Origin of the sequence: Streptomyces sp. NPDC012827, from assembly GCF_042900905.1 — a bacterium.
GTDB classification, from domain to species: Bacteria; Actinomycetota; Actinomycetes; order Streptomycetales; family Streptomycetaceae; genus Streptomyces; species Streptomyces gulbargensis.
Genome location: NZ_JBIBBY010000007.1, coordinates 289,717 through 313,679 on the forward strand (window position 1 = coordinate 289,717; position 23,963 = coordinate 313,679).

General features: G+C 74.1%; 19 protein-coding genes. 6 read left to right on the plus strand and 13 right to left on the minus strand.

The genetic code is table 11. The annotated features are described in order from the left end of the window. Nucleotides 1-49 precede the first annotated feature (49 nt). From ACFY60_RS18155 to ACFY60_RS18165, 3 genes are all read left to right on the plus strand, one after another. A complete protein-coding gene (locus tag ACFY60_RS18155; protein ID WP_388612643.1) occupies nucleotides 50-1,417 on the plus strand; it encodes an erythromycin esterase family protein in 1,368 nt (455 codons plus the stop codon). 176 nt (nucleotides 1,418-1,593) lie between these two features. Then, on the plus strand, nucleotides 1,594-2,793 hold the full coding sequence (locus ACFY60_RS18160) for a serine-threonine protein kinase (RefSeq protein ID WP_388613012.1): 1,200 nt from the start codon (nucleotides 1,594-1,596) through the stop codon (nucleotides 2,791-2,793). A 172-nt stretch (nucleotides 2,794-2,965) separates the two neighbouring features. Continuing rightward, the gene (locus ACFY60_RS18165; protein WP_388612641.1) at nucleotides 2,966-3,577 is read left to right on the plus strand and encodes a hypothetical protein; all 612 of its coding nucleotides are present in this window, start codon (nucleotides 2,966-2,968) and stop codon (nucleotides 3,575-3,577) included. Between the two features lie 135 nt (nucleotides 3,578-3,712). Here the strand turns inward: ACFY60_RS18165 and soxR are convergent, their stop codons facing one another. Further along, nucleotides 3,713-4,201, minus strand: coding sequence for a redox-sensitive transcriptional activator SoxR (gene soxR / locus ACFY60_RS18170; protein ID WP_309053927.1), 489 nt, complete (start codon nucleotides 4,199-4,201; stop codon nucleotides 3,713-3,715). Between the two features lie 129 nt (nucleotides 4,202-4,330). Here soxR and ACFY60_RS18175 point away from each other — a divergent pair, with 129 nt between their 5' ends. Further along, entirely contained in the window at nucleotides 4,331-4,792 is a 462-nt protein-coding gene (locus ACFY60_RS18175; protein WP_309053926.1) for a MaoC family dehydratase, read from the plus strand. On the opposite strand, the gene ACFY60_RS18180 is transcribed toward ACFY60_RS18175, so the two are convergent. From ACFY60_RS18180 to ACFY60_RS18190, 3 genes are all read right to left on the minus strand, one after another. After that, complete coding sequence (locus ACFY60_RS18180) at nucleotides 4,780-5,442, minus strand: TetR/AcrR family transcriptional regulator (protein ID WP_388612638.1); 663 nt, start codon at nucleotides 5,440-5,442, stop codon at nucleotides 4,780-4,782. The genes ACFY60_RS18175 and ACFY60_RS18180 overlap by 13 nt on opposite strands. Before the next feature lie 120 nt (nucleotides 5,443-5,562). Further along, complete coding sequence (locus ACFY60_RS18185) at nucleotides 5,563-5,850, minus strand: YiaA/YiaB family inner membrane protein (RefSeq protein ID WP_309053924.1); 288 nt, start codon at nucleotides 5,848-5,850, stop codon at nucleotides 5,563-5,565. Between the two features lie 106 nt (nucleotides 5,851-5,956). Continuing rightward, a complete protein-coding gene (locus ACFY60_RS18190) occupies nucleotides 5,957-7,108 on the minus strand; it encodes an acyl-CoA dehydrogenase family protein (protein ID WP_388612635.1) in 1,152 nt (383 codons plus the stop codon). Between the two features lie 79 nt (nucleotides 7,109-7,187). Here ACFY60_RS18190 and ACFY60_RS18195 point away from each other — a divergent pair, with 79 nt between their 5' ends. Together ACFY60_RS18195 and ACFY60_RS18200 are read left to right on the plus strand one after the other, a co-directional pair. Beyond that, nucleotides 7,188-7,856 carry a TetR/AcrR family transcriptional regulator gene (locus ACFY60_RS18195; protein WP_388612633.1) on the plus strand — a complete coding sequence of 223 codons (669 nt, stop codon included), beginning with the start codon at nucleotides 7,188-7,190 and terminating at the stop codon, nucleotides 7,854-7,856. Nucleotides 7,857-8,040: 184 nt separating this feature from the next. Further along, nucleotides 8,041-8,991, plus strand: coding sequence for a DMT family transporter (locus ACFY60_RS18200; protein WP_388612631.1), 951 nt, complete (start codon nucleotides 8,041-8,043; stop codon nucleotides 8,989-8,991). 25 nt (nucleotides 8,992-9,016) lie between these two features. On the opposite strand, the gene ACFY60_RS18205 is transcribed toward ACFY60_RS18200, so the two are convergent. The 9 genes from ACFY60_RS18205 to ACFY60_RS18245 form a co-directional block, all read right to left on the minus strand. Next, nucleotides 9,017-10,144, minus strand: a complete 1,128-nt coding sequence (locus tag ACFY60_RS18205; RefSeq protein WP_388612629.1) for a zinc-binding dehydrogenase — start codon at nucleotides 10,142-10,144, stop codon at nucleotides 9,017-9,019. A 17-nt stretch (nucleotides 10,145-10,161) separates the two neighbouring features. Beyond that, nucleotides 10,162-11,553 carry an aldehyde dehydrogenase family protein gene (locus ACFY60_RS18210; RefSeq protein ID WP_388612627.1) on the minus strand — a complete coding sequence of 464 codons (1,392 nt, stop codon included), beginning with the start codon at nucleotides 11,551-11,553 and terminating at the stop codon, nucleotides 10,162-10,164. A gap of 300 nt (nucleotides 11,554-11,853) precedes the next feature. Then, nucleotides 11,854-12,594 (minus strand): class F sortase, encoded by a 741-nt coding sequence (locus tag ACFY60_RS18215; protein ID WP_388612625.1) that lies wholly within the window; start codon nucleotides 12,592-12,594, stop codon nucleotides 11,854-11,856. A 55-nt stretch (nucleotides 12,595-12,649) separates the two neighbouring features. Beyond that, complete coding sequence (locus ACFY60_RS18220; protein WP_388612623.1) at nucleotides 12,650-13,297, minus strand: hypothetical protein; 648 nt, start codon at nucleotides 13,295-13,297, stop codon at nucleotides 12,650-12,652. A gap of 195 nt (nucleotides 13,298-13,492) precedes the next feature. Then, entirely contained in the window at nucleotides 13,493-14,935 is a 1,443-nt protein-coding gene (locus ACFY60_RS18225; protein ID WP_388612621.1) for a CitMHS family transporter, read from the minus strand. A 119-nt stretch (nucleotides 14,936-15,054) separates the two neighbouring features. After that, a complete protein-coding gene (locus ACFY60_RS18230) occupies nucleotides 15,055-17,280 on the minus strand; it encodes a molybdopterin-dependent oxidoreductase (RefSeq protein ID WP_388612619.1) in 2,226 nt (741 codons plus the stop codon). A gap of 95 nt (nucleotides 17,281-17,375) precedes the next feature. Continuing rightward, the gene (locus ACFY60_RS18235; protein ID WP_388612617.1) at nucleotides 17,376-18,035 is read right to left on the minus strand and encodes a TetR family transcriptional regulator; all 660 of its coding nucleotides are present in this window, start codon (nucleotides 18,033-18,035) and stop codon (nucleotides 17,376-17,378) included. A 162-nt stretch (nucleotides 18,036-18,197) separates the two neighbouring features. After that, the gene (locus ACFY60_RS18240) at nucleotides 18,198-18,863 is read right to left on the minus strand and encodes a hypothetical protein (RefSeq protein ID WP_388612615.1); all 666 of its coding nucleotides are present in this window, start codon (nucleotides 18,861-18,863) and stop codon (nucleotides 18,198-18,200) included. A 54-nt stretch (nucleotides 18,864-18,917) separates the two neighbouring features. Further along, nucleotides 18,918-23,837 (minus strand): ricin-type beta-trefoil lectin domain protein, encoded by a 4,920-nt coding sequence (locus ACFY60_RS18245; protein WP_388612613.1) that lies wholly within the window; start codon nucleotides 23,835-23,837, stop codon nucleotides 18,918-18,920. Nucleotides 23,838-23,963: the final 126 nt, after the last annotated feature.

Here is a 23,963-nt window from a genome sequence, read left to right on the forward strand (position 1 = left end):
GGTGCGGGCCGGATGTCCCGAGGACCGTGCCGCCGCGCAGGCTTGCCCCATGACACGCAGTCCTTCGCGTTCCGCACGCCGTCGCCGCCTGCCCCTGACCGCCCTGCTGGCCGCCGCCTGCCTCGCCGCCCTCGGCACACCCGCCGCCGCGGGCCCGCCCTCCGCCGTGCGGGCCCCCGCCGCGACCGCCGACCCGGCCCGCGAACTCGCCCGGACCGCCCGCCCGCTGACCGATCCGGTCGCCCTCGACCGGCTGGTCGGCCCGGCGACGGTGGTGGCGATCGGCGAGGCCACGCACAGCTCCGGGGAGTTCTTCACCGCCAAGCACCGCATCTTCGAACAGCTCGTGGAGCACGAGGGCTTCACCACCTTCGCCCTGGAGGCCGGCTGGTCCACCGGACTGCTCGTCGACGCCTGGGTGCGCACCGGCCGGGGCGACATCGAGGCGATCATGCGCGACGAGTTCCAGGAGTCGTACCGGCTCTGGAACACCGAGGAGTACCTCGACCTGTTCCGCTGGATGCGCCGGTACAACCAGTCGCACCCCGACCGTCAGGTCCGGTTCATGGGCAACGACCTCGGCTACGCGGGCCCGAACCTCTTCGACGCCGTCACCGCGCACGTCGGGCGCGCGCATCCCGCGCTGCTGCCCCGCTTCCGCGAGCTGTACCGCGCCTCCCGGCCCGTCGGCCCGATGGAGGCGTGGGTCAAGGGCTACCTGGACCGGCCGCTCGCCGAACGGCAGCGGAGGGCGAAGGAGGTGAACGAGGCCCTCGCCCTGCTGTCCGCGCAGCGGCCCGGGGCCGGTGCGGCGGCGCGGGAGGCGCACGCCTGGGCGGTGCAGCACGCGCGGGCGATCGCGCAGGTCGGCACCGAGTACGCGCACGACTTCGCCGACCCGGCAGGCGTCGCGCGGGCCATGCTCTACCGGGACCGGGTGATGGCCGAGAACACCGTGTGGTGGCAGCGGCGGACCGGCGGCCGGGTGCTGCTGTCCGCGCACAACGGCCACATCGGCTACGAGACGCTCAACCCCGAGCACTACCCGCGCACCCAGGGCGCGTTCCTGCGGGACCTCCTCGGCCCCCGGTACGTGGCGGTGGGCGCCTCCTTCGGGCAGGGCTCGTTCCACGCGCACGACACCGGGGCACCCGGGGAGCCGCTGCGGGTCTTCCACGTCGGCCGGCCCGGTCCGGGCAGTCACGCCGAGACCCTGGACCGGGTCTCTCCCGGCCCGTTCCTGCTCGACCTGAGGCGTACGGCTCCGGGGGCGCGGGCCTGGCTCGCCGGGGCCCGTCCGGCCCACCACATCGGCACCGCCTACCCGTGGCCGGGCGCCACGCCGACGGTGCGGCTGCGCGCCTCGTACGACGCGCTCGTCCACTTCCCGGCCGTCTCGGCGGCCCGGCTGCGCTGAGACGGCCGCCCGAGGGGCCGGGGCACTCCCCCGGCCCCGGAGGGGGCCCGTCCAGGTCTGGCGGAGGCGGCGGGCGGGCATGCTGCGCGTGGAGCCGCCGCCCGCGCACCGCAGAACGTGCGCCCAGGGGCGTCGCGGCCACCTCGACGCGGAGGGACGGTCGGGCCGTGACCGGGATGAGTGTGGAACCGTACCGGGAGCTCACCTTCGACAAGGACGGCGAAGGACCGCCCGGCCAGGCGGCGGAGCTGGTCGCCCTGGCCCGCCGGGGCGTGACGGACCTGGTGGTCCTCGCCCACGGCTGGAACAACACCCCGTCCGGCGCCACCCGGCTCTACTCTGAGTTCTTCGCCCCGTTCCCCGGCCTGTTCCGGGCGGGCGTGGAGGCCGGGTACGCGGGGATCGTGTGGCCTTCGATGATGTTCACGGACGAACCGGTGCCCGACTACCGGGCGCTGGTGACGGTCCTCCCCGGGAAGGAGCGGGTGGCCGCGCGGCTCACCGAACTCCTCGACCTCGCCCCGGCGCGGGAGGAGGCCTTCGCGGAGTTCGGCGCGCTGCTGCGGGAGCTGGCGGACGTGGACCGGGAGACGGTCGCGGCCGGTGAGCCGGTGCCGGAGTTCCTGCTCGCCGACCCGGTCGGGGTCTGCGCGCTGTTCACCGAGGCGCTCGGGGAGCCGGAGACCGGCGAGGAGGCCCTGGGGGACGGGCTGCGCCGGTACTGGAAGGGGGCGCGGGAGGCGCTGCGCCAGGCGACGTACCACGTGATGAAGAAGCGGGCCGGCCACATCGGGGAGTACGGGCTCGGGCCGCTGCTCGTGGAGGTGGCGCGCTCCGCTCCCCGGCTGCGGGTGCACCTGGCGGGCCACAGCATGGGCGCACGGCTCGTCGCGTACGCGCTGCGCGGCCTCCCGACCGGGGTGCGGCCCGTCGCCTCGGTGACGCTCCTTCAGGGGGCTTTCTCGCACTACGCGTTCGCGGCGCGGCTGCCGCACGCCCCGGGGCGCGCGGGTTCCCTGCGGGACATGCAGCTGCGGGTCCGCGGGCCCGTGGTGGCCTGCCATTCGCGGCACGACACGGCACTGGGTGTGATGTACCCGCTGGCGTCCCGCCTCGCGAACGACTCCGAGTCGCTGACGGCGGACGCGCTGGGGCGGGTCGTGGCGCGCGACCCGCGGTGGGGCGCGATCGGGTACGACGGGGTGCTGGCCGTGCCGGGGACACCGGCGCGGACGCTGGCGGAGGTGCTGCGCGAGGGCCTTCCCGGATCGGGGTGCGTGAGCGTGGACGCGGCCGAGGTGGTCCGGGGCCACAGTGACGTGGTCCGCGCGGAGCTGGCCCGGGTGGTGGTGTCGGCGGCCGCGGCGGGGCGGTGACGGGCGGTGGCCCGCGGCCGTGCGGACGCTCCGGTTCCGGCCGGTCGCGCGGCCTCTTCCCGTACCGGTGAGGACTCCCCTCCGGTTTCCCGCCGGCTTCCGGTGGAACACGGCGGCGCTCCCGTTCGTCCCTCTGATGACGCGGAAGGACCATCGACGGAGGTGTCGAGGGATGGCCGGTTTCCGGAGTCTCGCGAGACAGGTGCGCGAGCCGGGGTTCGACACGGCGCTGCGCAGGTATTCGCTGCGGAAGTGTCTGGAGCGGTTCGCGCCGTACGGGCACCGCGCGACCTGGGACCACTTGTGCCGCCGGCACAGGTTCGGCCCGGAGGACCGGGAGCTCGACCCGGAGCGCCTGGTGGCCGCGCTGGACGAGCTGGAGGAGGCGCGGGCGGTGTGGCTCGCGTACGAGGAGCGGTTCGCGGCGCGGCGGCGGCGCGAGAAGCACGAGGGGCTGCGGCGGCTCCGCGCCTTCGACGACTGGCACCGGCGGGTGTGGGGCGGGAACGGCGTGGTGCGGTGCGCCGACCCCGGTCGGCATCCGGCGGATCCGCTGCCGGAGGTGCTGCGGCGGCTGATCGCCGCCTTGGAAGACGGCCCGGGCGAGCGGTGCCCGGTCTGCTCGGGGGCGCGGCTGGAGTGGCGGCACGGTCCGCGGGACGAGTCCTGGTCCGGGCCGGTGTGCGGGGAGTGCGGGGTGGCCGTGCCCAGTGCGGTCCTCACGCCCCGGGCGCTGGCGCGGGCGGACGGCGGGCGGAGACGGCCGCTGGCGCCGGCGGCGTGACAGGAGGCGGGCGCCGGGCGCCGGCGAGCACGCGGGGGCGCGCGGCGAGGACCGGGAACGGGCGGACCGAGCGGGACGCGACGGGGGCCGGGGACCACCGGGCCCGGCGCCGGGGCGGGCGGGCCGTCCCGGGTCTCAGCCGCCGTGGCCGTCGCTCTCCGGGGCCGGGCGGCGCAGTGGGAGCAGGCGGGAGCCCGCCATGCGCTCGCCGAAGGCGTCGTCGGGGTTGGACAGGACGCAGGTCTCCAGGGAGAGGCACCCGCAGCCGATGCAGTCCGTCAGATGGTCGCGCAGACGGCCGAGTTGGCGGATGCGCTCGTCGAGTTCGGTGCGCCAGGCGGCGGAGAGGCGGGCCCAGTCCTCGTTGGTGGGGGTGCGCTCCTCGGGGAGCTGGGCGAGGGCCTCGCGGATGGTGGCGAGGGGGATGCCGACACGCTGAGCGGCCCGGATGAAGGCCACCCGACGGAGGGTGTCCCGGCTGTAGCGGCGCTGGTTGCCCGCGGTGCGGCGGCTGGTGATGAGTCCCTTGCCCTCGTAGAAATGGAGGGCGGAGACGGCGGCCCCGCTGCGGGCGGAGAGCTGGCCGACGGTGAGCTCGTGGATCTTCTCTGGAATCTGCGGCACTCCCCGAACCCTACTGGTCCGTCCGTTGACAGCGACCCCCTCACCCCCACATGCTGAGCAAGCGCTTAGATACCGACCGGAGGGTATGCCGCGTCGGGCGAGTCGGACGTGTCAGAAGGGACGAGGAACATGGCCGAGCCGAGGATCTTCACCTCCGCCGAGGAACTGCGTGCGGGGGTCGGCGAACCGTTGGGCCACAGCGACTGGCTGGAGATCGATCAGAAGCGGATCGACCTCTTCGCCGAGGCCACCGGGGACCACCAGTGGATCCACGTGGACCCCGAGCGCGCCGCCTCCGGGCCCTTCGGCACGACCATCGCGCACGGCTATCTGACCCTGTCGCTGCTGCCGCTGTTCGTCCCCCAGGTGCTCCGGGTGGAGGGCATGAAGATGGGGCTCAACTACGGGACGGAGAAGGTGCGTTTCCCCGCCCCCGTGCCGGTCGGCTCGCGGCTGCGGGCGACCGCCGTCCTGACGAAGGTGGAGGAGGCGGGCGGCGGTGTGCAGGTGACGGCGGCGGTGACCGTGGAGCGCGAGGGCTCCGAGAAGCCGGTCTGCGTGGCCGAGTCGGTCTCCCGCTACTTCTTCTGACCCGCTCCGGGCCCGCTCGCGGACCGTTCCCGGGCGCCGACCATGCGCAGGACGAGGCCGGCGTAGAGCGCGCCGACCTCGTCGGGCGTCCGGCGCCCCCGGACGTTGAACCAGCGCGAGACGTCGATGCAGAGCGAGAGCACCGCGACGGCCGTACCGGAGACGTCCTGCACGTCGAACTCCCCGGCCGTCACGCCCTCCTCGATGATCCGGCGCACGGTCGCGTCGGACTGCCGGCGCAGCTCCACGATCTCGGCGCGGTGCTCGGGACCGAGCGCGTCGAGCTCGTACTGGACGACCCGGGCGGTGGTGTGCCGCTCGGCGTGCCAGCGGACGAAGGAGCGGACGGCGTCGGCGAGCCGCTCGGCGGCCGTGCCGGGGCCGCCGGCCGCCGCGCGAAGGATCTCCAGGGCCTTGTCGTGGCCGATCCGGCTGATCCGGTGGAGGAGCTCCTCCTTGGTCTTGTAGTGGATGTAGAGGGCGGCGGGGCTCATCCCGGCGCGGCCGGCGATGTCCCGGGTGGTGGTGGCGTGGTAGCCGCGCTCGGCGAACGCCTCGACGGCCGCGACCAGCAGCCGCCGGGCGGCCTCGGGCGTGACCTCGCCCCACGGCACGTCCTCGCCGCCGGGCGTCTCCTCCGCCGCGCTCATCGCACACTCCTCCTCGGTCCCGTCAGGACGAACACCATACAACGAAGGTGAGCAAGCGCTTAGACCTTCGGGTGCCGGACCTGCCGCCGGACTCCGGCACGCCGCCCGCGGCGGGGGGCGTCAGAGCTTCTGGAAGGGGTCGTGCTCGGCGAGGAGCTTCTCCAGGCGGGCCTGGTCGACCCGGCTGACGATCTGGCCCGCCTCCTGGCGGTCGCGCACGACCTTGGCGAGCGTGAAGGCGGAGGTGGTGAGGTAGAGGACGGAGACGGCGAGGAACGCCCGCACCCAGGCGCTGGCCTCCAGCTGGTGGACCCCGATGGCCACGGCCGCGAGGGCGATCCCGAAGGAGATGACGGCCTGGGCGTAGTAGGCGGCGGTGTTCTGCTGCTTGACCGGTGTGTCGCTCATGCCGCCCAGCATCGGCCGGAGCGGGCCGCGCCGGTATCCGCGCGGCTACTCAGCCGGGTACTCAGGGAACCGGGGTCCCCGCCGCGTCCGGGGACCCCTCCCCCGCTCAGAAGGCGGAGACTCCCGTGAGGGCGCGGCCGATGATGAGCTTCTGGATCTGGCTGGTGCCCTCGTAGAGGGTCATCACCCGGGCGTCCCGGAGCAGCTTCCCCACCGGGTACTCGTCGATGTAGCCGTAACCGCCGAAGACCTGCAGGGCGTTGTTGGCGCAGCGGACGGCGGCCTCGGAGGCGTACAGCTTGGCCTGGGAGGCGGCGGTGGCGAAGTCCCGGCCCCGGTCGATCAGGTCGGCGACCCGCCAGGTGAGCAGCCGGGCGGCCTCCACGTCGACGGCGATGTCGCTGAGGAGCTCCTGGACGAGCTGGTACGAGGCGATGGGCTTGCCGAACTGCTCCCGCTCGCCCGCGTAGCGCACGGCGGCGTCGAGCGCGGCCTGCGCGATGCCGACGCAGCCGGCGGCGACCGACATGCGGCCCTTGGCGAGGGCGGACATGGCGACGGTGAAGCCCTTGCCCTCGGGGCCGAGGAGGGCGCCGGCCGGGACGCGGACGTCCTCCAGGACCAGTTCGGCGGTGGCCTGGCCGCGCAGGCCGAGCTTGCCGTGGATGGGGCGGCGGGTGAGGCCGGGGGTGTCGGTGGGGACGAGGAAGGCCGAGACGCCCTTGTGCCCGGGGGCGTCACCGGTGCGGGCGAAGATCAGGGCGAGATCCGCCCAGGTGCCGTTGGTGATGAAGGTCTTGGTGCCGGTGAGGCGGTAGCCGTCGCCGTCGCGGACCGCGCGCGTGGCGAGGTTCCCGGCGTCGGAGCCGGTGCCGGGCTCGGTGAGGCCGAAGCAGCCGAGGGCCTCGCCCGCGGTCAGGCGGGGCAGCCAGGCGCGCTTCTGCTCCTCGGTGCCCCAGGCGGCGAGGGTCTTGGTGACGAGACCGAGCGAGACCGAGACGATGCCGCGCACGGAGGAGTCGCCGCGGCCGAGTTCCTCGGTGACGAGGCAGTACGCGAGGTGGTCGCCGCCCGAACCGCCGTACTCCTCCGGGACCGTGAGGCCGAGGAAGCCGAGGTCGCCGAGCTTCTTCACGATGCCCCGGTCGACCTCCTCCGCCCGGTCCCAGGCGACCGCGTGCGGGGCGACCTCACGGGCGACGAAGTCTGCGGCGAGCCGCCGTACGGCCTCCTGCTCCTCGCTCAGCTCCAGATGCACGCCGCACCACCCCTCCTCGGGCTCCGCCCGGCTTTAATTACCACTGCTAGTTTTGAGTGCCAGGCCTACTATGTGCGCCATGGCCCGACCGCGCAAGCCCCTGCTCAGCCGCGACCGCATCGTCGAGACGGCGGGATCGCTCGTGGACGCGGAGGGGCTCGCCGCGCTGTCCACCCGCCGCCTGGCGGCCGAGCTGGGGGTCAGCGGGCCCTCGCTCTACAACCACTTCCGCACCAAGGACGAGATCCTGGACGCGGTCGCGGACGCGGTGAGCGCCAAGATCGACCTGTCGATGTTCGAGGAGACGGACGGCCGCGACTGGCGGACGGCCCTGCACGACTGGGCGGTCTCCTACCGGGCCGCCCTCGCCGACCACCCGCACATCGTTCCGGTCCTCGCCCAGGGCCCGGGCCGCCGCCCGGCGGGCCTGCGGGTCGCGGACGCGGTCTTCGGCGCGATGGTCCGGGCCGGGTGGCCGCCCGCCCAGGCCACGTACATCGGCGCGCTCATGCGGTACTTCGTGACGGGCTCCGCGCTCGGCTCCTTCGCCCGGGGCTTCGTCGACGACGAGACCGCCTACGACCCGGCCGACTACCCGCACCTCGGCCAGGCGCACCTCCTCGCCGAGCACCGGCAGAAGGTGGACGAGGGCGCCTTCCAGACGGGCCTGCGGGCCCTGCTCGACGGGCTCTCGGCGCAGTACGCGACGCTGGACCGGAGGCGGACGCGCACGGTCGGGGGGGACTGACGCCCCCGCCCGCCGGTGCACGGCGCACCCCCCTTCGGCCGGCACCGAAGCACGGATGCGGGGCCCCGGGGCGGCGGGCGGTGAAGGCGCCGCCCGTGGGTGGGCGCGCGCTCCGGGAGGCCCCGGGCGTGGATCCGGCGATATTGCGGTGAGCGCCGCACGGTTCGCCCTCTACGGTCGGGGCATGCAGAAGCGAACCTCCCGTCTCGCGCTCGCGGCCGCCGGTGTCACCGTCGTCCTGTGGGCCTCCGCCTTCGTCTCCATCCGCAGCGCGGGGACGGCCTACTCCCCCGGTCCCCTCGCCCTCGGCCGGCTGCTCGCCGGCGCCCTGGTGCTGGGGGTCGTACTCCTCATACGGCGGGAAGGGCTGCCGCCGAGGGCCGCGTGGCCCGGGATCCTGGTCTCCGGCCTGCTCTGGTTCGGCGTCTACATGGTGGTCCTGAACTGGGGTGAGCAGGAGGTCGACGCGGGCACGGCGGCGATGGTCGTCAACGTCGGACCGCTCCTCATCGCGCTCCTCGGGGCCCGCTTCCTGCGGGAGTCGCTGCCGCCCCGGCTGCTCGCGGGCATGGCGGTGTCCTTCGCGGGCGCCGTGGCCGTGGGCCTGTCGATGTCCGGCGAGGGCCGTGCCTCGGTCCTGGGCGTGGCGCTGTGCCTGCTCGCCGCGGTGGCGTACGCGGGCGGGGTGGTGGCGCAGAAGCCGGCGCTCGCCCACGGCAGCGCCCTCCAGGTGACCACCTTCGGCTGCCTGGTGGGCGCCGTGGCCTGCCTGCCGTTCGCCGGCCGACTGATCGAGGAGGCGGGCCGGGCGCCGCTGCCGGCCACCCTGAACATGCTCTACCTCGGCGTCTTCCCGACCGCGCTGGCGTTCACGACCTGGGCCTACGCCCTGGCCCGTACGACCGCCGGCCGGATGGGGGCGACGACGTACGCGGTACCGGCCCTGGTGGTCCTGATGGCCTGGGCGTTCCTGGGCGAGCTGCCCGGGCCGCTGACGCTCCTGGGCGGTGCGCTGTGCCTGGCGGGGGTGGCGGTCTCCCGGTCGCGGCCGGCCGGGACGGGGGCGGCGGCCCCTTCCCGTACCCCCGAGGCGTCCTCCGGGCCGGGCGGCCGGCGGGAGTCCCGCACCCGCTGACCGCCCTGGCCGGGCCGCCGGTTCGTCAGTCCGGGAAGACCACCAGGGCGCGGCCGCCCCTGCCGGCGAGCATGTTGGTGAAGGCGCCGGGGATGCCCTCCAGGGAGATGCGTTCGGTGACCAGGGCACCGAGGTCGAGCCGGCCGGCCCGGATGTGGCCGGCGAGGACCGGGAGGTCCTTGGCCGGGTCGGAGTTGCCGTAGACGCAGCCGCTCAGGGTGCGGCCCCAGTGGAAGATCTCCAGGGCGTTGAAGGTGACCTGCTGGTCCTTGCCCCCGATGCCGACGACGGTGGTCCGTCCGCCGCGCCGGGTGGAGTCCCAGGCGGTACGGATGGTGGTGGCGCGGCCGACGCACTCCACGGCCACGTCGACGCCGTGGCCGCCGGTCAGCTTCCGGATCTCGCGGGCGGTGGTGTCGGAGGCGACCACGTACGCGGTCGCCCCGGCCGCCCGGGCGAGGGCCTCCTTCTCCGGGGAGACGTCCACGGCGACGATGGTGGAGGCCCCGGCGATCCTGGCCGCCTGGAGGGTGGCGAGGCCCACGCCGCCGACGCCGAAGACGGCGACGGTCTCGCCCGCGCGGACCTCGGCCGAGTGGTGGACGGCGCCCCAGCCGGTGAGGACGGCGCAGCCGAGCAGCGCCGCGTCGGTGAGCGGCACCCCGTCGGGCACGGGCAGCACGCACTTCGCGGCGACGACCGTCTCCTCGGCGAAGGCGGCGACGTTGAGGCCGGGGTGGAGCTCGGTGCCGTCGGCGGTACGGGCGTGGACGGCACCCGCCCCGGTCAGCGCGTCGGCGCAGAGCCAGACCTCGCCGAGGGAGCAGGGGTGGCAGGACCCGCAGGACGGCGCCCAGTTGAGGACGACTCCGTCGCCGGGGGCGACGTGCGTGACGCCCTCGCCGACGGAGACGACGGTGCCCGCGCCCTCGTGGCCGAGGACGGCGGGGACCGGCAGGCGCATGGTGCCGTTGCAGAGCGACAGGTCGGAGTGGCAGACCCCGGCGGCGGCGAGCCGGACCCGGACCTGGCCGGGGCCGGGCTCCGGGAGTTCGACGTCGGTGATCTCCAGGGGGGCTCCGACGGCGGGCAGGACGGCGGCGCGGACGGTGCTCGTGCCCGTACGGGTACGCGTGCTCGTACTGGTGCTCACGTGCGGTGCTCCTCGGTTCAGAACTGGAGGGACTTGGTCTGGAGGTACTCGGCCAGGCCGTGCGCGCCGAGTTCCCGGCCGACGCCCGACTGCTTGTACCCCCCGAAGGGGGCCAGCGGGTTGAAGCGGCCGCCGTTGATGTCGACCTGGCCGGTCTCCATGCGGCGGGCGAAGGCGACGGCCTCCTCCTCGTCGCCCCAGACGGCGCCGGCGAGTCCGTAGACGGTGCCGTTGGCGAGGGCGAGGGCGTGCTCCACGTCCTCGTACCGGAGGATCGACACGACCGGGCCGAAGATCTCCTCCTGGGCGATCGTCATCTCGGGGGTGACGTCGGCGAAGACGGTCGGGGAGACGTAGTAGCCGGTCGCCAGCGGGGCCTGGGGGCCGCCGGCGACGAGCCGGGCGCCCTCGGCGACGCCCTTCTCGATGTAGCCGCGCACGCGTTCGCGCTGGGCGGCGTTGACCAGCGGGCCGAGGCGCTCGCCGGGGACGTACTTCGCGGCGGCCTCGGCGGCGAGCGCCACCGCCTCCTCGTACCGCTCGGCGGGGACCAGCATCCGGGTCCAGGCGCTGCACGTCTGGCCCGAGTTGGACATCACGTTGGCGATGCCGGTGGCGACCGCCCGGGCGAGGTCGGCGCTCGGCAGGATCACGTTGGCGGACTTGCCGCCGAGTTCGAGGGCGACCCGCTTCACGGCCCCGCCGGCGAGGGCGCCGATGCGGCGGCCGACGGCGGTCGAGCCGGTGAACGAGATCAGGTCGACGTCCGGGTGCTCGGCGAGGGCCTGGCCGGCGACCGTGCCGAGGCCGGTGACCAGGTTGAAGACGCCTGCGGGCAGTCCCGCCTCGTGCACGGCCTCGGCGAACAGCTGGGCGGTGAGCGGGGTGTCCTCGGCGGGCTTGAGGACGGTGGTGCAGCCGGCCGCGAGGGCCGGGGCGACCTTGGCCACGATCTGGTGGAGCGGGTAGTTCCAGGGCGTGATCGCGGCGACGACGCCCACCGGCTCGGAGAGGACGGTGGAGTTGCCGACCTTCTCCTCGAAGGGGTGGGTGGCGGCGAGTTCGGCGTACGAGCCGGCCACGGCGATCGGCAGTCCGGTGTGGACGGCGGCGGCCAGCTTGGGCGGGGCGCCGAGCTCGGCGGTGACGGTGGCGGCGATCTCGTCGGCGCGGGCGGCCAGCACGTCGCGCAGGGCGGCGATCCGGGCGGCGCGGTCCGCGGGCGGTGTGGCGGCCCAGCCGGGGAGCGCGGCGCGGGCGGCGCGGACGGCGGCGTCGACGTCCTCGGCGGTGCCGGCCGGGACGTGGGCGATGACCTGCTCGTCGGCCGGGTTGATCACGGGGATCGTGCCCGTGGTGGCCGCGGGGCGCCACTCCCCGTCGATGTACAGCGCGTCGTGGGCCTTCATCCGCTTCCCTCTCCCTCACCCCGCCGACCGGTTCGGCGCCGTCGCCCCAAACTAGCGCTGTTAGTTTTTGGGCGCCAGGGGTTCCGGGAGTGCCCCGGGTCTCATCGCCGGGGCGGTCGCGGGCGTGACGGGCCCCCGGTACCCCGCCGATCGTGCCGGTACGGGTCCGGGCCTGTCCACGGCCGATCCGGACAGTGGTACGGCCCCGGAACTGGCCCCTTCCGCCTTGCCCACGCGCGGGCGCACGGCGAAGCCGCGACCGGGGGCGCCCCCGGGCGGGCAGCAACCCGGCGCCGGGGGTCAGATGGTGCGGGAGATGTCGGTGAGGTGAGCGAAGACCACGATGTTGGCCTCGTAGCCGGTCTTGCGGTCGAAGGTGCCCCCGCAGGTGAGCAGCCGCAGTTCGGGGCGGCCGGTCGCTCCGTACACCTCCTTGTCGGGGAAGTCGTCCTTGGCGTACGTACGGACGCGGTCGACCGTGAAGACGGCGACGCGGCCGTCGGCGCGGGCGACCCGGACGGTGTTGCCGGGGCTGAGCGCGTTCAGGTTGAGGAAGACGGCGGGGCCGGTCCGGGTGTCCCGGTGCCCGACCACGACGGCGGTGCCGCGCTCCCCCGGCGAGGCGCCCCTGGCGTACCAGCCGACGACCCGGGGGTTGTCGACCGGCGGGGTGGCGAGCCGGCCCGCCGCGTCCAGTCCGAGGTCGGTCACCGGCGCCTCGACCGTGATGGCCGGGACGGCCACGGTGGTCGGACGGGACCGGGGAAGCGGCGCGGGCGGCGGGGACGGCCGCGGGGTGGGCGCCGCGGAGCCCGGGCGGGGCTTCGCCTTGTGGTCGGCGGCCGGGCCGCCGCCCCTGGGGGCCGGGGCCGTGGCGGTGTTCCCGGGGGCGGAGCCGGCGGTGCCGCCGTCCGCGGGGGCCGCGGCCCCGGCCGGCCCGGCGGCACCGCCGGGCACGGCCGGGCCGGTGGCGAGGGCCGGACCGGCCGGCTCGTCGTCACCGGCCCACCAGATGCCCCCGGTCACCAGGACGAACGTCACCGTCACGGTCCTGGTGAGCCGGAGGAGCCGCCGTTGCCGGCGCGTGAGGCGTGACCTACGCCGCGCCATCGTTGCGGCGGCGCGCACGGCGGATCAGGACCAGACCGGCCGTGCCGGCGAGGCCGGCGGCGACGGCCGCGCCCACGCCGAAGCTGCTGGAGTCCTCGGCGGCGAGCTCCGCGCTGCCGCCGCCGCCCGCGCCGACCGGGCCGTGCGGGGGCTTGTGGTGGCCGCCGCCGTTGTTCCCGCCGTTGTGGCCGGGCGGGTTGGTCATGTCGTCGCAGTCGACCCGGAAGACCTTGCTCTTCTTGGCGCCGAGCTGGCCGGCCCAGGTCCACTCGACCTTGTACATGCCGTCGGGGAGCTCGATGTCCGGCGTGAAGCCGTTGCCCGTGGGGTCGACGGTGATGACACCGGTCTTGACGGTGCCGCCCTTCGGAGGCTGCGGCGTGATGTTCCAGTTGAGGAGCTGGAGGCCGTCGAAGCCCAGCGCGGAGATGTAGAAGGTGCAGACCTTGGACTCGTTGCGCTGATCGGTCTCCAGCGTCCGGGGCGGCTCGTCGGGGCGCCCGGCGTGGTGGATCTTGACGTCGCCGCTGTCACCCGGGGCGGCGAGGGCGGCGGGGGCGCCGGAGAGGGCGAGGCCGCCGAGGGTGAGGGCGGCCGCGGCGGCCGTCAGGGGCCGGGAGATGCGAACGGACATACGGGTTCCTCCGGGAGGATGGTGTCGGATATTTCAACCGATAATCCGACTATCCGTCATGTCCCGGGTGCGGTCGGTGACGACATGCGCGACGCGGCGCGCATGTCGCCCGTCCGGCCCACGCGGTGCGCCTCCGGCCCGGCCCCGACCCGGCGAGGGACGGTCGGCCGGGCCGGGGCGCAGTGCCGTGCAGCGCTAGACGATGCCGAGGAGGAGGGCCGCCGCCAGGACCACCAGGGAGGTCAGCGCCGCCCACTTCACCGTGAACCGGGTGTGGTCGCCGAACTCCACCTTCGCCATGCCGACCAATACGTACACCGCCGGCACGAGCGGGCTCGACATGTGCAGGGCCTGGCCGACCAGCGAGGCCCGGGCGATCTCCAGCGGGGACACGCCGTGCGCCGCGCCGGCCTCGGCGAGGACGGGCAGGACGCCGAAGTAGAAGCCGTCGTTCGACATGAAGTACGTGAGCGGCAGGCTCAGCACACCGGTGACCAGGGCCATGTGCGGGCCCATGCCCTCCGGAATGGCGCCGACCAGCCAGTCGGCCATGTGCTTCACCATGCCGGTACCGGTCAGGACACCGGTGAAGACGGCGGCGGCGAAGACCATGCCGGCCACGTTGAGGACGTTGTCGGCGTGGGCGGCGATCCGGGCCTTCTGGTCGGCGGGCCGCGGGTAGTTGACGGTGAGCGCGAGAGCCGCGCCGAGCAGGAACAGCACGGGGATCGGCAGCAGTTCCAGGATCATCGCGGCGAGCAGGGCCACCGTGAGACCGGCGTTGAACCAGTACAGCTTCGGGCGGAGCGTCGCGCGGTGCGGGTCGAGGCCCTGGAAGCCCTCGTCGTCGCCCGGGTGGGGGCCGCCGGCGGCGCCTTCCGCCGCGCCCGCGCCCGTACCCGTATCGGAGGAGGAGGAGACGGCGCCGGACAGGGACCCGGGCCGCTTCACGAGGTCCACGCCGCCGCCCGCCGTCACGAGGACGGTCCCGCTCTGCGGGGTCAGGGCCTCGTCCAGGGTGAGGAAGCCGATGCGCCTGCGCTCGCGGAGGCCGAGGACGTACGCGAGGGCGACGACGAAGACGAGGCCGGCGGCGAGGGCGGGGATCATCGGGACGAAGATGTCGGCGGCGTCGAGCTTGAGCGCGGTCGCGGCGCGGGCCGTGGGGCCGCCCCAGGGGAGGGTGTTCATGACGCCGTTGGCGGTGGCCGCCACGCCCGTCATCACGACCAGGCTCATACCGAGCCGCTTGTAGAGCGGGTACATCGCCGAGACGGTGATCATGAAGGTGGTGGAGCCGTCACCGTCCAGGGAGACGATCGCGGCCAGCACCGCTGTGCCCACGACGACCCGCACCGGGTCGGCCTTGCAGAAGCGCAGGATGGCCCGGACGATCGGGTCGAAGAGGCCGACGTCGATCATCACGCCGAAATAGACGATCGCGAACATCAGCATGGCGGCCGTCGGGGCCAGCTTGCCGACGCCTTCGATGACGTAGTCGCCCAGCTGGGCGCCCTGCCCGACCGCGACGCAGAAGAGGGCGGGGATCAGCACGAGCGCCGCGATCGGCGACATCTTCTTCATCATGATCAGGACCAGAAAGGTCGCGATCATGGCGAAGCCGAGGACGGTCAGCATGGAGGACACCTCACGTTCACCCTTGAACAGCCGCCGAGCGGCGGTCCGGATGACCGTAGGTGCCGCCTTCCGCCGTCAGCAAGACGTCGAGGCGTGAGCAATACGAGCAAAACCCCAGGTCACACGAGGGGTACCGGCTCCGGCTCGGGCAGCGGCGCCACCGTGACGGGGAAGCCGTTGAGGACGGCGGTGCCGGAGAGCGGGTCGAGCCGCGAACCGTCGAGCAGCTGGTTGACGTTGACCCCGGGGCGGCTCGCCGCCACCGTGAGCCGGGTACCGGGCCGGTCGTGACCCCAGCCGTGCGGGAGGCTGACCACCCCGGTGCGCACCTCGTCGGTGATCTCCACCGGTACGTCGAGGTGGCCCCCGTCCCCCGCGATCCGGGCGAGGCCGCCGTCGGTCAGCCGTAGCCGGGCCGCGTCCTCGGGGTGCACCTGGAGGACGCAGCGGTTCGAACCTCCGCCGAGTGCCGGGGTGTTGTGCAGCCAGGAGTTGTTGGAGCGCAGATGGCGGCGCCCCACGAGCCGGAGCGTGCCGGGGTCCGGTACGGCGTCGAGCGCGGCGCGCAGCCGGGGCAGATCGGCGGCGATCGGGGCGGGGAGGAGTTCGACGCGCCCGCTGCGGGTCCTGAGGACCTGCGGGAGGCGCGGCTCGAGCGGGCCGAGGTCGATGCCGTGCGGGTGCGCGCGCAGCTCGTCGAGGGTGAGGCCGTACGGGCCGAGCCGGAGCATCAGGTCGAGCCGGCGTTCCGGCCCGGAGGCGCCGGAGAGCTGGGCGGCGAACTCCTCGGGATCACAGCCGTACGCCGGTGAGTGCTCCTGGGTGACCGCCTTGGCGAGGAGGCTGCCGATGGCGAGTTCGTCCACGGTGGACGGCGGGGCCCCGTGCATGCCGGAGACGGCGAGGATCAGCCGGGCGTGGATCTCGCACTCGTCCATGCGGCCCGCTTCGAGGGGGACGGCGGCCGGCGTGTGGCGGACCTGGTTGCGGACGGCGAAGCCGTTGAAGGCGAAGTCGAAGTGGGCGCTCTGGGCGGGCGGGGGCGGCGGCAGGACGACATCGGCGTGCCGGGTGGTCTCGTTGAGGTAGGGGTCGACGGCGACCATGAGGTCGAGGGATGCCAGGGCCGCGTCGAGGCGGCGGCCGTCGGGGGCGGAGAGGACGGGATTGGCGGCGACCGTGACGACCGCCCGGATCCGCCCCTCCCCCGGCGTCTCGATCTCCTCGGCGAGCGCCGCCATCGGGAACTCGCCCTTGACCTCGGGGTGGCGGGAGACCCGGCTGTGGCGGCGGCCGAGGTCGAAGCCCCGGCCGGGGCGGGCCGGGCCGGGCGCGGGGGCGGTGGCCGGGAGCGGGAAGAGGGCGCCGCCGGGCCGGTCGAGGTTGCCGGTGAGGACGTTGAGGACGTCGACGAGCCAGTTGGCGAGGGTGCCGTACGCGACGGTGGAACTGCCCATCCGGCCGTAGACGGCCGCGGAGGGCGCGGCGGCGAGTTCACGGGCGACGGCCCTCAGGGTGGCGGCGTCGACGTCGCAGGCGTCGGCGACGGCTTCGGGGCTGAACTCCTTCACGGCCGTCCGCACGTCCTCCACGCCCTCGGTGTGGGCGGCGAGCGGGCCGAGGTCGGTGAGCCCCTCGGCGAAGAGGGTGTGGACGAGGGCGGCGAGGAACAGCGCGTCGGCGCCGGGCCGGATGGCGACGTGCCGGTCGGCGAGGCGCGCGGTGCGGGTGCGCCGGGGGTCGACGACGGTGAGGGTGCCGCCGCGCCGCCGCAGCGCCTTGAGCCTGCCGGGGAAGTCGGGGGCGGTGCACAGGCTGCCGTTGGACTCGAACGGATTGGCGCCGAGCAGGAGCAGGTGATCGGTGCGGTCCAGGTCCGGGACGGGCACGGCGAAGGGGTCACCGAAGAGCAGCCCGCTGGAGACGTGCTTGGGCATCTGGTCGAGCGTCGACGCGGTGAAGAGGTTCCGGGTGCGCAGCGCGCCGACGAGGAGCGGCGGGTAGAGGGCTCCCGCCATGGTGTGCACGTTGGGGTTGCCGAGGACGACGCCCACCGCGTCCGGGCCGTACCGCTCGATCAGGGGCCGGACGCGGGCGGCGATCGCGTCGAAGGCCTCGTCCCAGGTGGCCTCCCGGAGCACGCCGTCCTCGCGGACGAGCGGGGCGCGCAGCCGGTCCGGGTCGGCGTCGATCTCGGGGAAGGCGGCGCCCTTGGGGCAGATGAAGCCCCGGCTGAAGACGTCGTCCCGGTCGCCCCGGGCGCCGGTGACCCGGGTGCCGTCGAGCGTCAGGACGAGTCCGCAGGTCGCTTCGCAGAGGGGGCAGATGCGCAGGGCGGTGGACATGGCGTCTCCCTGGGGCGGTGGCACACGGCGGTGGGTCACAGCCGTGGCGGGCTGCGACGCCGAGCATACCGACCGGTAGGCATGCGTGGGAGGGGTTACGGCGCCGGGGGCGGCTCCAGGGAGGGGGCGAGGTAGGCGTGGAGCAGTTCCCGGGTCTCGGCGATCAGCGCCCGGTCCCCCTCGGGGTCCACCCGGAAGGCGAGCCGTACGAGGGCGTCGGCCGTCTCGACCCCGACGAGGACCTTGCGGCGCAGGGCCTCGTCGGCGGTCCGGCCGAGATGGGCGGCGAACAGGGCGCAGAGCCGTTCGGCGACGAGGAGGTTCGGATCGTCGACGGGCTCCGCGGTCGTGTCCTCGCCCGGTGCGGCGGCGGGCACGCCGAAGTCGACCAGCGCGAAGCCGGGCACGGTCCGCTTCATCGCGAGGAACTCGTCCAGGACGCCGTCGATGGCTCCGTGCGCGTCGAGGTGCGGTGCCCCGGCGAACCGGGCGGAGACCCGCTCCGCGTACCGGTCGAGGTTGCGGTGGGCGAGGGCTTCGACCATCGCCCGCTTGTTGCCGAAGAAGCGGTAGACGGAGCCGATCGGCACCCCCGCCCGCAGGGCGACCGCGCGGGTGCTCAGCCGCTCGTAGCCGCCGCCGTCGAGGAGTTCGGCGCAGGCGTCGAGGATCCGGGCGAGCCGCTCGGCGCTGCGCCGCTGGACGGGGGTCCGGCGGAGCGGCGCGGACGGGCGCCGCGGGCTTGTCGGGGACACGGGACCATGATGCCGCGCCCCCGGGGGTGTGTCCGGGCCGTCCGCGCGGAGTCGGGACCGTCCCTCCACGCGACCGCGGGCGCCCCTCGTGACGAGGGGCGCCCGTGGTCCGGCCGCCGGCCGGTGGCACCTCAGGGGTGTCCCGGGCGTCCGCCCATGGGGTCAGTCGTCCAGCTCCGGCCAGATGTTGAAGTCGCCGTCGTCGACGACGTCCTCACCGAGCCCGAGTTCCTCCCCGAGCGCGAGGTAGCGCGCGTACCGGGCTTCACCGATCCGTACGAAGTACCCCTTCAGCGCCCGCAGCAGCAGCCGGAAGGCCAGGTCGGGATCGACGTCCACCACCCGACGCAGGGCGGGGACGACGCCGTCGAGCGGGCTGTAGGCGTGGTGGGCCGTGGCCTGCTCCAGGGCGGGACCGACCGACGCGATCTCGGCGGCCACCGCCTCCTTCGCCGCCCCGTCGGTCGCGGACGGGCCGGTGGCGGGGGCGAAGGAGGGGTCGTCGGACCGGATCCTGTCGGTGCAGATGTCCGCGATGCGGCGCAGCCACGCCCGGCCGTCGATCCCGAGGCGTCCCAGATCGAACTCCCGGAAGGTTCCCGCCAGCCACAGGGTCTCGATGTCCCGGCCGGACAGGGGTGAGTCCAGCAGGGCGAGGCAGTCCCGCAGAAGCTGCTGGGCGAACGCCCCGTCGAACCGGTCGGCGACGCTCGCGACGACGTCCAGGCCGGCGGCCTCGCTCGTGACCACGGGGTAGCGGATCCACTTGATCAGCCCGCTGAGCCCGATGTCGACCCCGAGCGCCCGATCCGGTGGTGGCTGCGCCATGTGTCCCTCTCCTCTGCTCTTTCTTCTCCTGTCCCCCTGTGTCGGGCAGGCGGTCTACTTCGGGTAGGCGGTGTAGATCACGAAGTTGTTCGGGACCTTGGCGGCGTCGTCCCCGGCGTGGCTGCTGCCCCGGACCGCCTTGATGTTGATCACCACCCTGTTCCCGGCCGCCACCGGCGCCGTGGCTCCGTCACGGTAGATCTTGCCGAGTGAGCCCTCGCCCCGGAGTTCCCATTCGATGGGGAAGAGGTCGTGGCGCGGATCGAAGATCTGTGACTTCGGCAGCTTGCGCTGATCGTTGATCCACTTCGTGAGCTTCGCCAGGTTCTTCGGGCTGCGCTGCACCCACTGCTGGAAGGCCTCGTTGATGCAGCGCACCGCCGTGTCCTGGTCGTTCCAGACGGTCGCGATGCCGTCCTTGGCGGCCTTGTCCCACGCCTGCCGCTCGTTGAGGACGTGCTCGCCCAGCGTGTGAGCGCCGTTCTTGCCCTCGTCCGCGACGATGTTCAGGCAGTTGTGGACCAGCACGTCCTGGGGACGCGCACCCGTCGCGCGCACGAAGAAGGTGTGCGGACCGTCGACCGTGATGTCGTGCACCACCGTCGGGGCCAGGCCCGTGCGGTCGCGCAGGGCCCGCACCGTACGGACGGCGCCCTCCGGGGTGCGCAGGCGGTCACCGACGCGCAGGTCGGCAACCGTCGTCCAGCCGCGGTCGGCCACGAAGAACTTGTGACCGGCGGTGCTCGTCAGCTTCCCGCCACCGGCGAGGGTGACATCCACCAGACGCTCGGTCCCGTGCCGGAAGGTGGCGGTGACCTTCTGGGTCCGCAGCTCCCCCGAGGCGGGGTCGGCGGCCTTGACCAGATCGCCGATCGCCACCCGGGCGATGGGACGGTAGGTGCCGTCCGCCATCAGCACCGGGGTGTGCCCCGGGAAGCTGTTGCGCACGCAGGAGGTGAAGGCGTCCTCGTAGAGGTTCACCTGCTGCGTGATCCTGGCGAGGGTCGCCGGGTCCAGGCCCTCGATGGCCTTGAGCGCCTTGTAGGCGTCGGCGACGCCCACGCCGGTCTTCATCGCGGCGTCGAGTGCGTTGAGCGCCTCGGCGATCTTGCTGAACGCCTTGCCCGGGACGAAGTTGCTCGCGGCCCAGGCACAGCCGCCCGCGCTGCCCCTCCAGCAGTCGATGAAGTCCTGGATGAGGACGGCCCTGAGGACCTTGTAGACGAGGGTCTGCTCGATGAGGTCCCACTTGCTGAAGTACTGGGTGACCTCCTTCTTCAGGCCCTTGAACGGCCGGCGGTCGATCAGCACGGTGTCGGTCGCCGGGCAGCCGGTCGCCGTGGCCGGCACGTCCGGGTCGGTGCACAGGAAGAAGTCGACCTCGACGTCGAACGTCACGTCGAACGTGACGGTGCAGCCGGTGAAACCGACCTCGATGACGCAGTCGTTCTTCTGCTTGGCGTCGGTGACCTTGACGCTGTCCTCGTCGACGACGAAGAACGTGCCCCCGATCCCGCCGGTGCCCGCGCCGTTCTTGATCTGCTGGTTGGCCTGCTTCCTGGCGGCGGACTCGGCCGCCTCCTGGGCCTCCTTGGCGTACTTCAGCGCGTCCTTGGCGGCCGTCTCCGCCTCGGTGGCGGCGGCGTCGGCGCGGTCGGCCGCCGCTCGGGCGTCCTTGGCGGCCTGCTCGGCCGCGGCCGCGGCGTCGCGGGCGGCCTCGGCGTCCAGGGCGGCCTGGTCGGCGGAGGCGCGGGCCGTCGTGGCGTGGTTCTCGGCGCGTCCGGCGGCGGCGTCCGCCGCGGCGGCGTCCTCGCCGGCCCGGCGGTCGTACTCGACCGTACGGGCCAGGGACTCGGCCGCCTTCGACGCGGCCCGGGCCGCGTCGGCCGCGTACCCGAGCGCCTCCGTCGCGTACCCGCGGGCGTCGGCCGCGTGGGCCGCGGCGTTGGCCGCGTGCACGTAGGCCTGCTTGGCCTCCCCGGTGGCCGCGTCCGCGATGGCCTTGGCGGCGGCGGCTTCCTCCTTCGCGTTCTTGGCGTGGGCGTCGGCGACGGCCTTCTGCTGCTCGGCGATGGTCTTCGACGCCTGGCCGGTCAGGACCACGAGACCGGCGGCCGAGTCGGTCGTGACGTACGGGGAGCCGAGCTGGATCGCGTCGTTGGCCGGCCGGGCGACCTGCGCGGCCGAGTTGCCCGCGTCCACCGCGGCCTGGGCGGTGACGTGGGCGTACCCGGCGGCCCTGGAGGCGGCGGCCAGGGCCTTGGCGGCCTCCTTCTTCGCCTCGTCCGCGTGGGTCCTGGCCTCCTTCGCACTGGCCTCCGCCTCGGCGGCGAGGCGCTGCGCGGTCTTCGCCGCGTCGGCGGCGCGCCGGGAGGCGTCCAGGGCGTCGGCGACGGCGCTGGTCGCCGTCTTCACCGCGGCCTCGGACCGCAGTTTGGCGGCCTGGGCGGCGTCCGCGTCGGCGCGGGCGCGGCCCGCGGCCGCCTCGGCGCGGGTGGCGGCGGCGTCCGCGTCGGCGGCGGCCTGCGTCGCCGCGTCGGCCTCACCCCTGGCCCGGCCCGCCGCCGCCTCCGCGGCGTCGGCATGGGCGTCGGCGGCGTCCGCCGCCTCCCGGGACGCCTGGGCGTTCTCGTCCGACTCGTGCGCCTGGGCGAAGGCTTCCTTGGCGTCGGCCTTGGCGCGGGCGGCGTCGGCCTTCTGCTCGGCGGCCCAGGCGTCGTCCCGCAGGTCGCGGGCCTTGTCCTTGGCCTTCACCGCGGCGTTCTTCTTCTCGACCGCGGTGCCTTCGGCGGTCTCGGCGAGCTTGCGGGCGTCCTGCGCCTTCACCGCCTCCGCCTCGGCGTTCTTGCGGTGCTGTGCCGCCTCGCCCTGTTTGGCGGCGGCGATCAGCTTCTCCTTCTCGGCGGTCTTCTCCTCCGCCTCGGCGGACAGCCTGCGGGCACGGGCATCGGCGGCGGCCGCCTTGGCGGTCGCCTCCGCCTGCACGGCGACGGCGAGCTTGGCCTCGGCGGTCTCCTTCTCCTTCTTGGCGGTGTCGCGCTGGAATTTGGCTCCGTCCGCGGCGGCCTTGGCCTGCCACTCGGCGGCGCGGGCCGCCTCCTTGCGGAACTCGGCTTTCGACAGGGAGGCCTGGGCGAGCGCGCGCTGCGCGATCGTGTCGCTGTCCGCGGCGGCGGCGCGGGTGGCGGCCTCGGCGGTCTCACCGGCCTTCACCATCGCGTCGAGCGCGGCGGCGACACCCTTGGTGACCTGGTCCTTCTGGAGACCCACCAGCAGGCCTCGGCCGCGCGGCGCACCGTTCTTGTCGGCGATGGCGTAGGCGGCCTGCATGGCGGTGTCGGAGGTGGCGACGGCCACCTTGGCCGCCGCGGCCTGCTGCTTGATGACCGCGAGCTGCCCCTTGGCGCCCGCCCGGGCGTCCGCGACGCCCTTCGCCGCCTGGTCGAAGTGGGCCTTGGGCTGCACCTCGCCGTTGTGACCGGACGGCTTGATGGTGAACTGCTGGGAGGCGGCGGTGGCGCAGTTGGCGAGCAGCGCGTCCTTGCCGGCGTCGTACGTGGCGAAGTTCAGGCATTTGCCGGAGCCGACGCCCCTGAGCTGCGTGGTGGCGCGGGGGGTGTACTCCCAGGTCTGAGCCTGCGAGCTGCTGTTGCAGGTCTGGATCTGGATCTTCGTGCCGACGGCCGAGCCGTTGCCGGCGACGTCGAGGCACTTCATCGACTTGACGTTGCGCAGGTGCAGGCCGAGGTCGTCACCCTCCATCTGCCACTGCTGCGCGGACGTGCCGTTGCAGGTGTAGGCCTGGACGGGGGTTCCGTTGGCCGTCCCGCCGCCCTGGACCTCCAGGCACTTGCCCGTGGCACCCTTCAGCTGGATCGTGGACGGGACGTCGCCGATCCAGCCGACGCCGCCCGCGGACCAGTAGTCCTGCCAGCGGGTGAGGTGGTCGGCGACCCAGGAGTGGCCGAGCATCTGGCCGAGCGCCCGGGCGCCGGTCGCGAGCGCCTTGGTGGCGTTCTCACTCGCGTCCACGACCTGGTTGCGCTGGACGGCCTGGGAGGCGATCTCCTGCTGCCATTCGGCCGCGGCGGTGCCGGCGACGGGGCCCATGACCTTGTTCGGGTCGATCGGGTCGCGCCAGGCGCAGGTGGAGAAGCGTGTCTTCAGGTCCTCCACCGCGATGCGGTACTCGGGGCTGCCGGGGACCGGGCCGGTACGGGGGAAGCCGCCGTTGGCGAGGAAGAGGCGGGCGTTGTCCGCGCCGGTGGGCTCGAAGGTGGCCTCCTTGAGCCACTTGAAGCCCTCGTTCTCGGCGACGTCCCGGGCCCAGTCCGTGCTCGTCGTGGAGTCCGGGTCCTTGCCGTAGAGGGGGGTGCCCAGGTCGATGACGGCCTTGCGGGCCTTCGCGTCGGCCGGCGGGGTCGGGTCCTCGTACGGGTCGCCCTCGCTCTTCCAGAACCGGTCCGCGATCCACTTGGTCAGGCCGGTCTGGCTGTGGAAGTCCTCGCCCTCCCGGGTACCGGGCGGCCAGTGGAAGGTCGCGTCGTTGATGCCGGCGACGGTGCTCAGCCCGGCGAGGGGCTTCTCCCAGCTCTCGCGGAGGGCGAAGATGCCCGCCAGCTCCTTGTCGGCGGCGGCCTGGTCCTTCTCGTACGCCGTGCTGAGCGGCGTCTTCTCCCAGTACTTGGGGTTCGCGGCCGTGTGGAGGCCTTCGGGCGGCAGGTCGAGACCGCCCTGGGCGACGCCGGCCATGGCCGGGCCACCCATGCGCAGCACCTCGGCCATCAGGCACTGGTCCTGCCGCAGTTGCTCGGCGGCGGTCTCCTCGTACCAGTCGAAGTCGTTGCCGACGGTGGCCATACGGGGGCCGGTGCCCGGCAGGCCGGGCTGCACGGCCAGACCGCCGAGGACGGCGAGTCCGACCACGGAGGTCGTGAGCGGGGTCAGGACCGCGGAGAACCGCGATCCCGACATGAACGTTCTTGGTCTGGAACGCAAGGGTCGTCCTTCGTACGGAACGAGGGCGTCGGGGGTGCCCGTCAGGAGCGAGGGCGGAGCCGTACGGAATACGCGGACGCGCCGCACCGAGGGAGGCACGCC

Excerpts from the sequence above, each read along its gene's own strand:
- ACFY60_RS18245 (WP_388612613.1), bottom strand. The coding sequence starts at position 23,837 with ATGTCGGGATCGCGGTTCTCCGCGGTCCTGACCCCGCTCACGACCTCC.
- ACFY60_RS18195 (WP_388612633.1), top strand. The coding sequence starts at position 7,188 with ATGGCCCGACCGCGCAAGCCCCTGCTCAGCCGCGACCGCATCGTCGAG.
- ACFY60_RS18160 (WP_388613012.1), top strand. The coding sequence starts at position 1,594 with ATGAGTGTGGAACCGTACCGGGAGCTCACCTTCGACAAGGACGGCGAA.
- ACFY60_RS18180 (WP_388612638.1), bottom strand. The coding sequence starts at position 5,442 with ATGAGCGCGGCGGAGGAGACGCCCGGCGGCGAGGACGTGCCGTGGGGC.
- ACFY60_RS18200 (WP_388612631.1), top strand. The coding sequence starts at position 8,041 with ATGCAGAAGCGAACCTCCCGTCTCGCGCTCGCGGCCGCCGGTGTCACC.
- ACFY60_RS18185 (WP_309053924.1), bottom strand. The coding sequence starts at position 5,850 with ATGAGCGACACACCGGTCAAGCAGCAGAACACCGCCGCCTACTACGCC.
- ACFY60_RS18155 (WP_388612643.1), top strand. The coding sequence starts at position 50 with ATGACACGCAGTCCTTCGCGTTCCGCACGCCGTCGCCGCCTGCCCCTG.
- ACFY60_RS18240 (WP_388612615.1), bottom strand. The coding sequence starts at position 18,863 with ATGGCGCAGCCACCACCGGATCGGGCGCTCGGGGTCGACATCGGGCTC.
- ACFY60_RS18220 (WP_388612623.1), bottom strand. The coding sequence starts at position 13,297 with ATGTCCGTTCGCATCTCCCGGCCCCTGACGGCCGCCGCGGCCGCCCTC.
- ACFY60_RS18210 (WP_388612627.1), bottom strand. The coding sequence starts at position 11,553 with ATGAAGGCCCACGACGCGCTGTACATCGACGGGGAGTGGCGCCCCGCG.
- ACFY60_RS18165 (WP_388612641.1), top strand. The coding sequence starts at position 2,966 with ATGGCCGGTTTCCGGAGTCTCGCGAGACAGGTGCGCGAGCCGGGGTTC.
- ACFY60_RS18225 (WP_388612621.1), bottom strand. The coding sequence starts at position 14,935 with ATGCTGACCGTCCTCGGCTTCGCCATGATCGCGACCTTTCTGGTCCTG.
- ACFY60_RS18230 (WP_388612619.1), bottom strand. The coding sequence starts at position 17,280 with ATGTCCACCGCCCTGCGCATCTGCCCCCTCTGCGAAGCGACCTGCGGA.
- ACFY60_RS18175 (WP_309053926.1), top strand. The coding sequence starts at position 4,331 with ATGGCCGAGCCGAGGATCTTCACCTCCGCCGAGGAACTGCGTGCGGGG.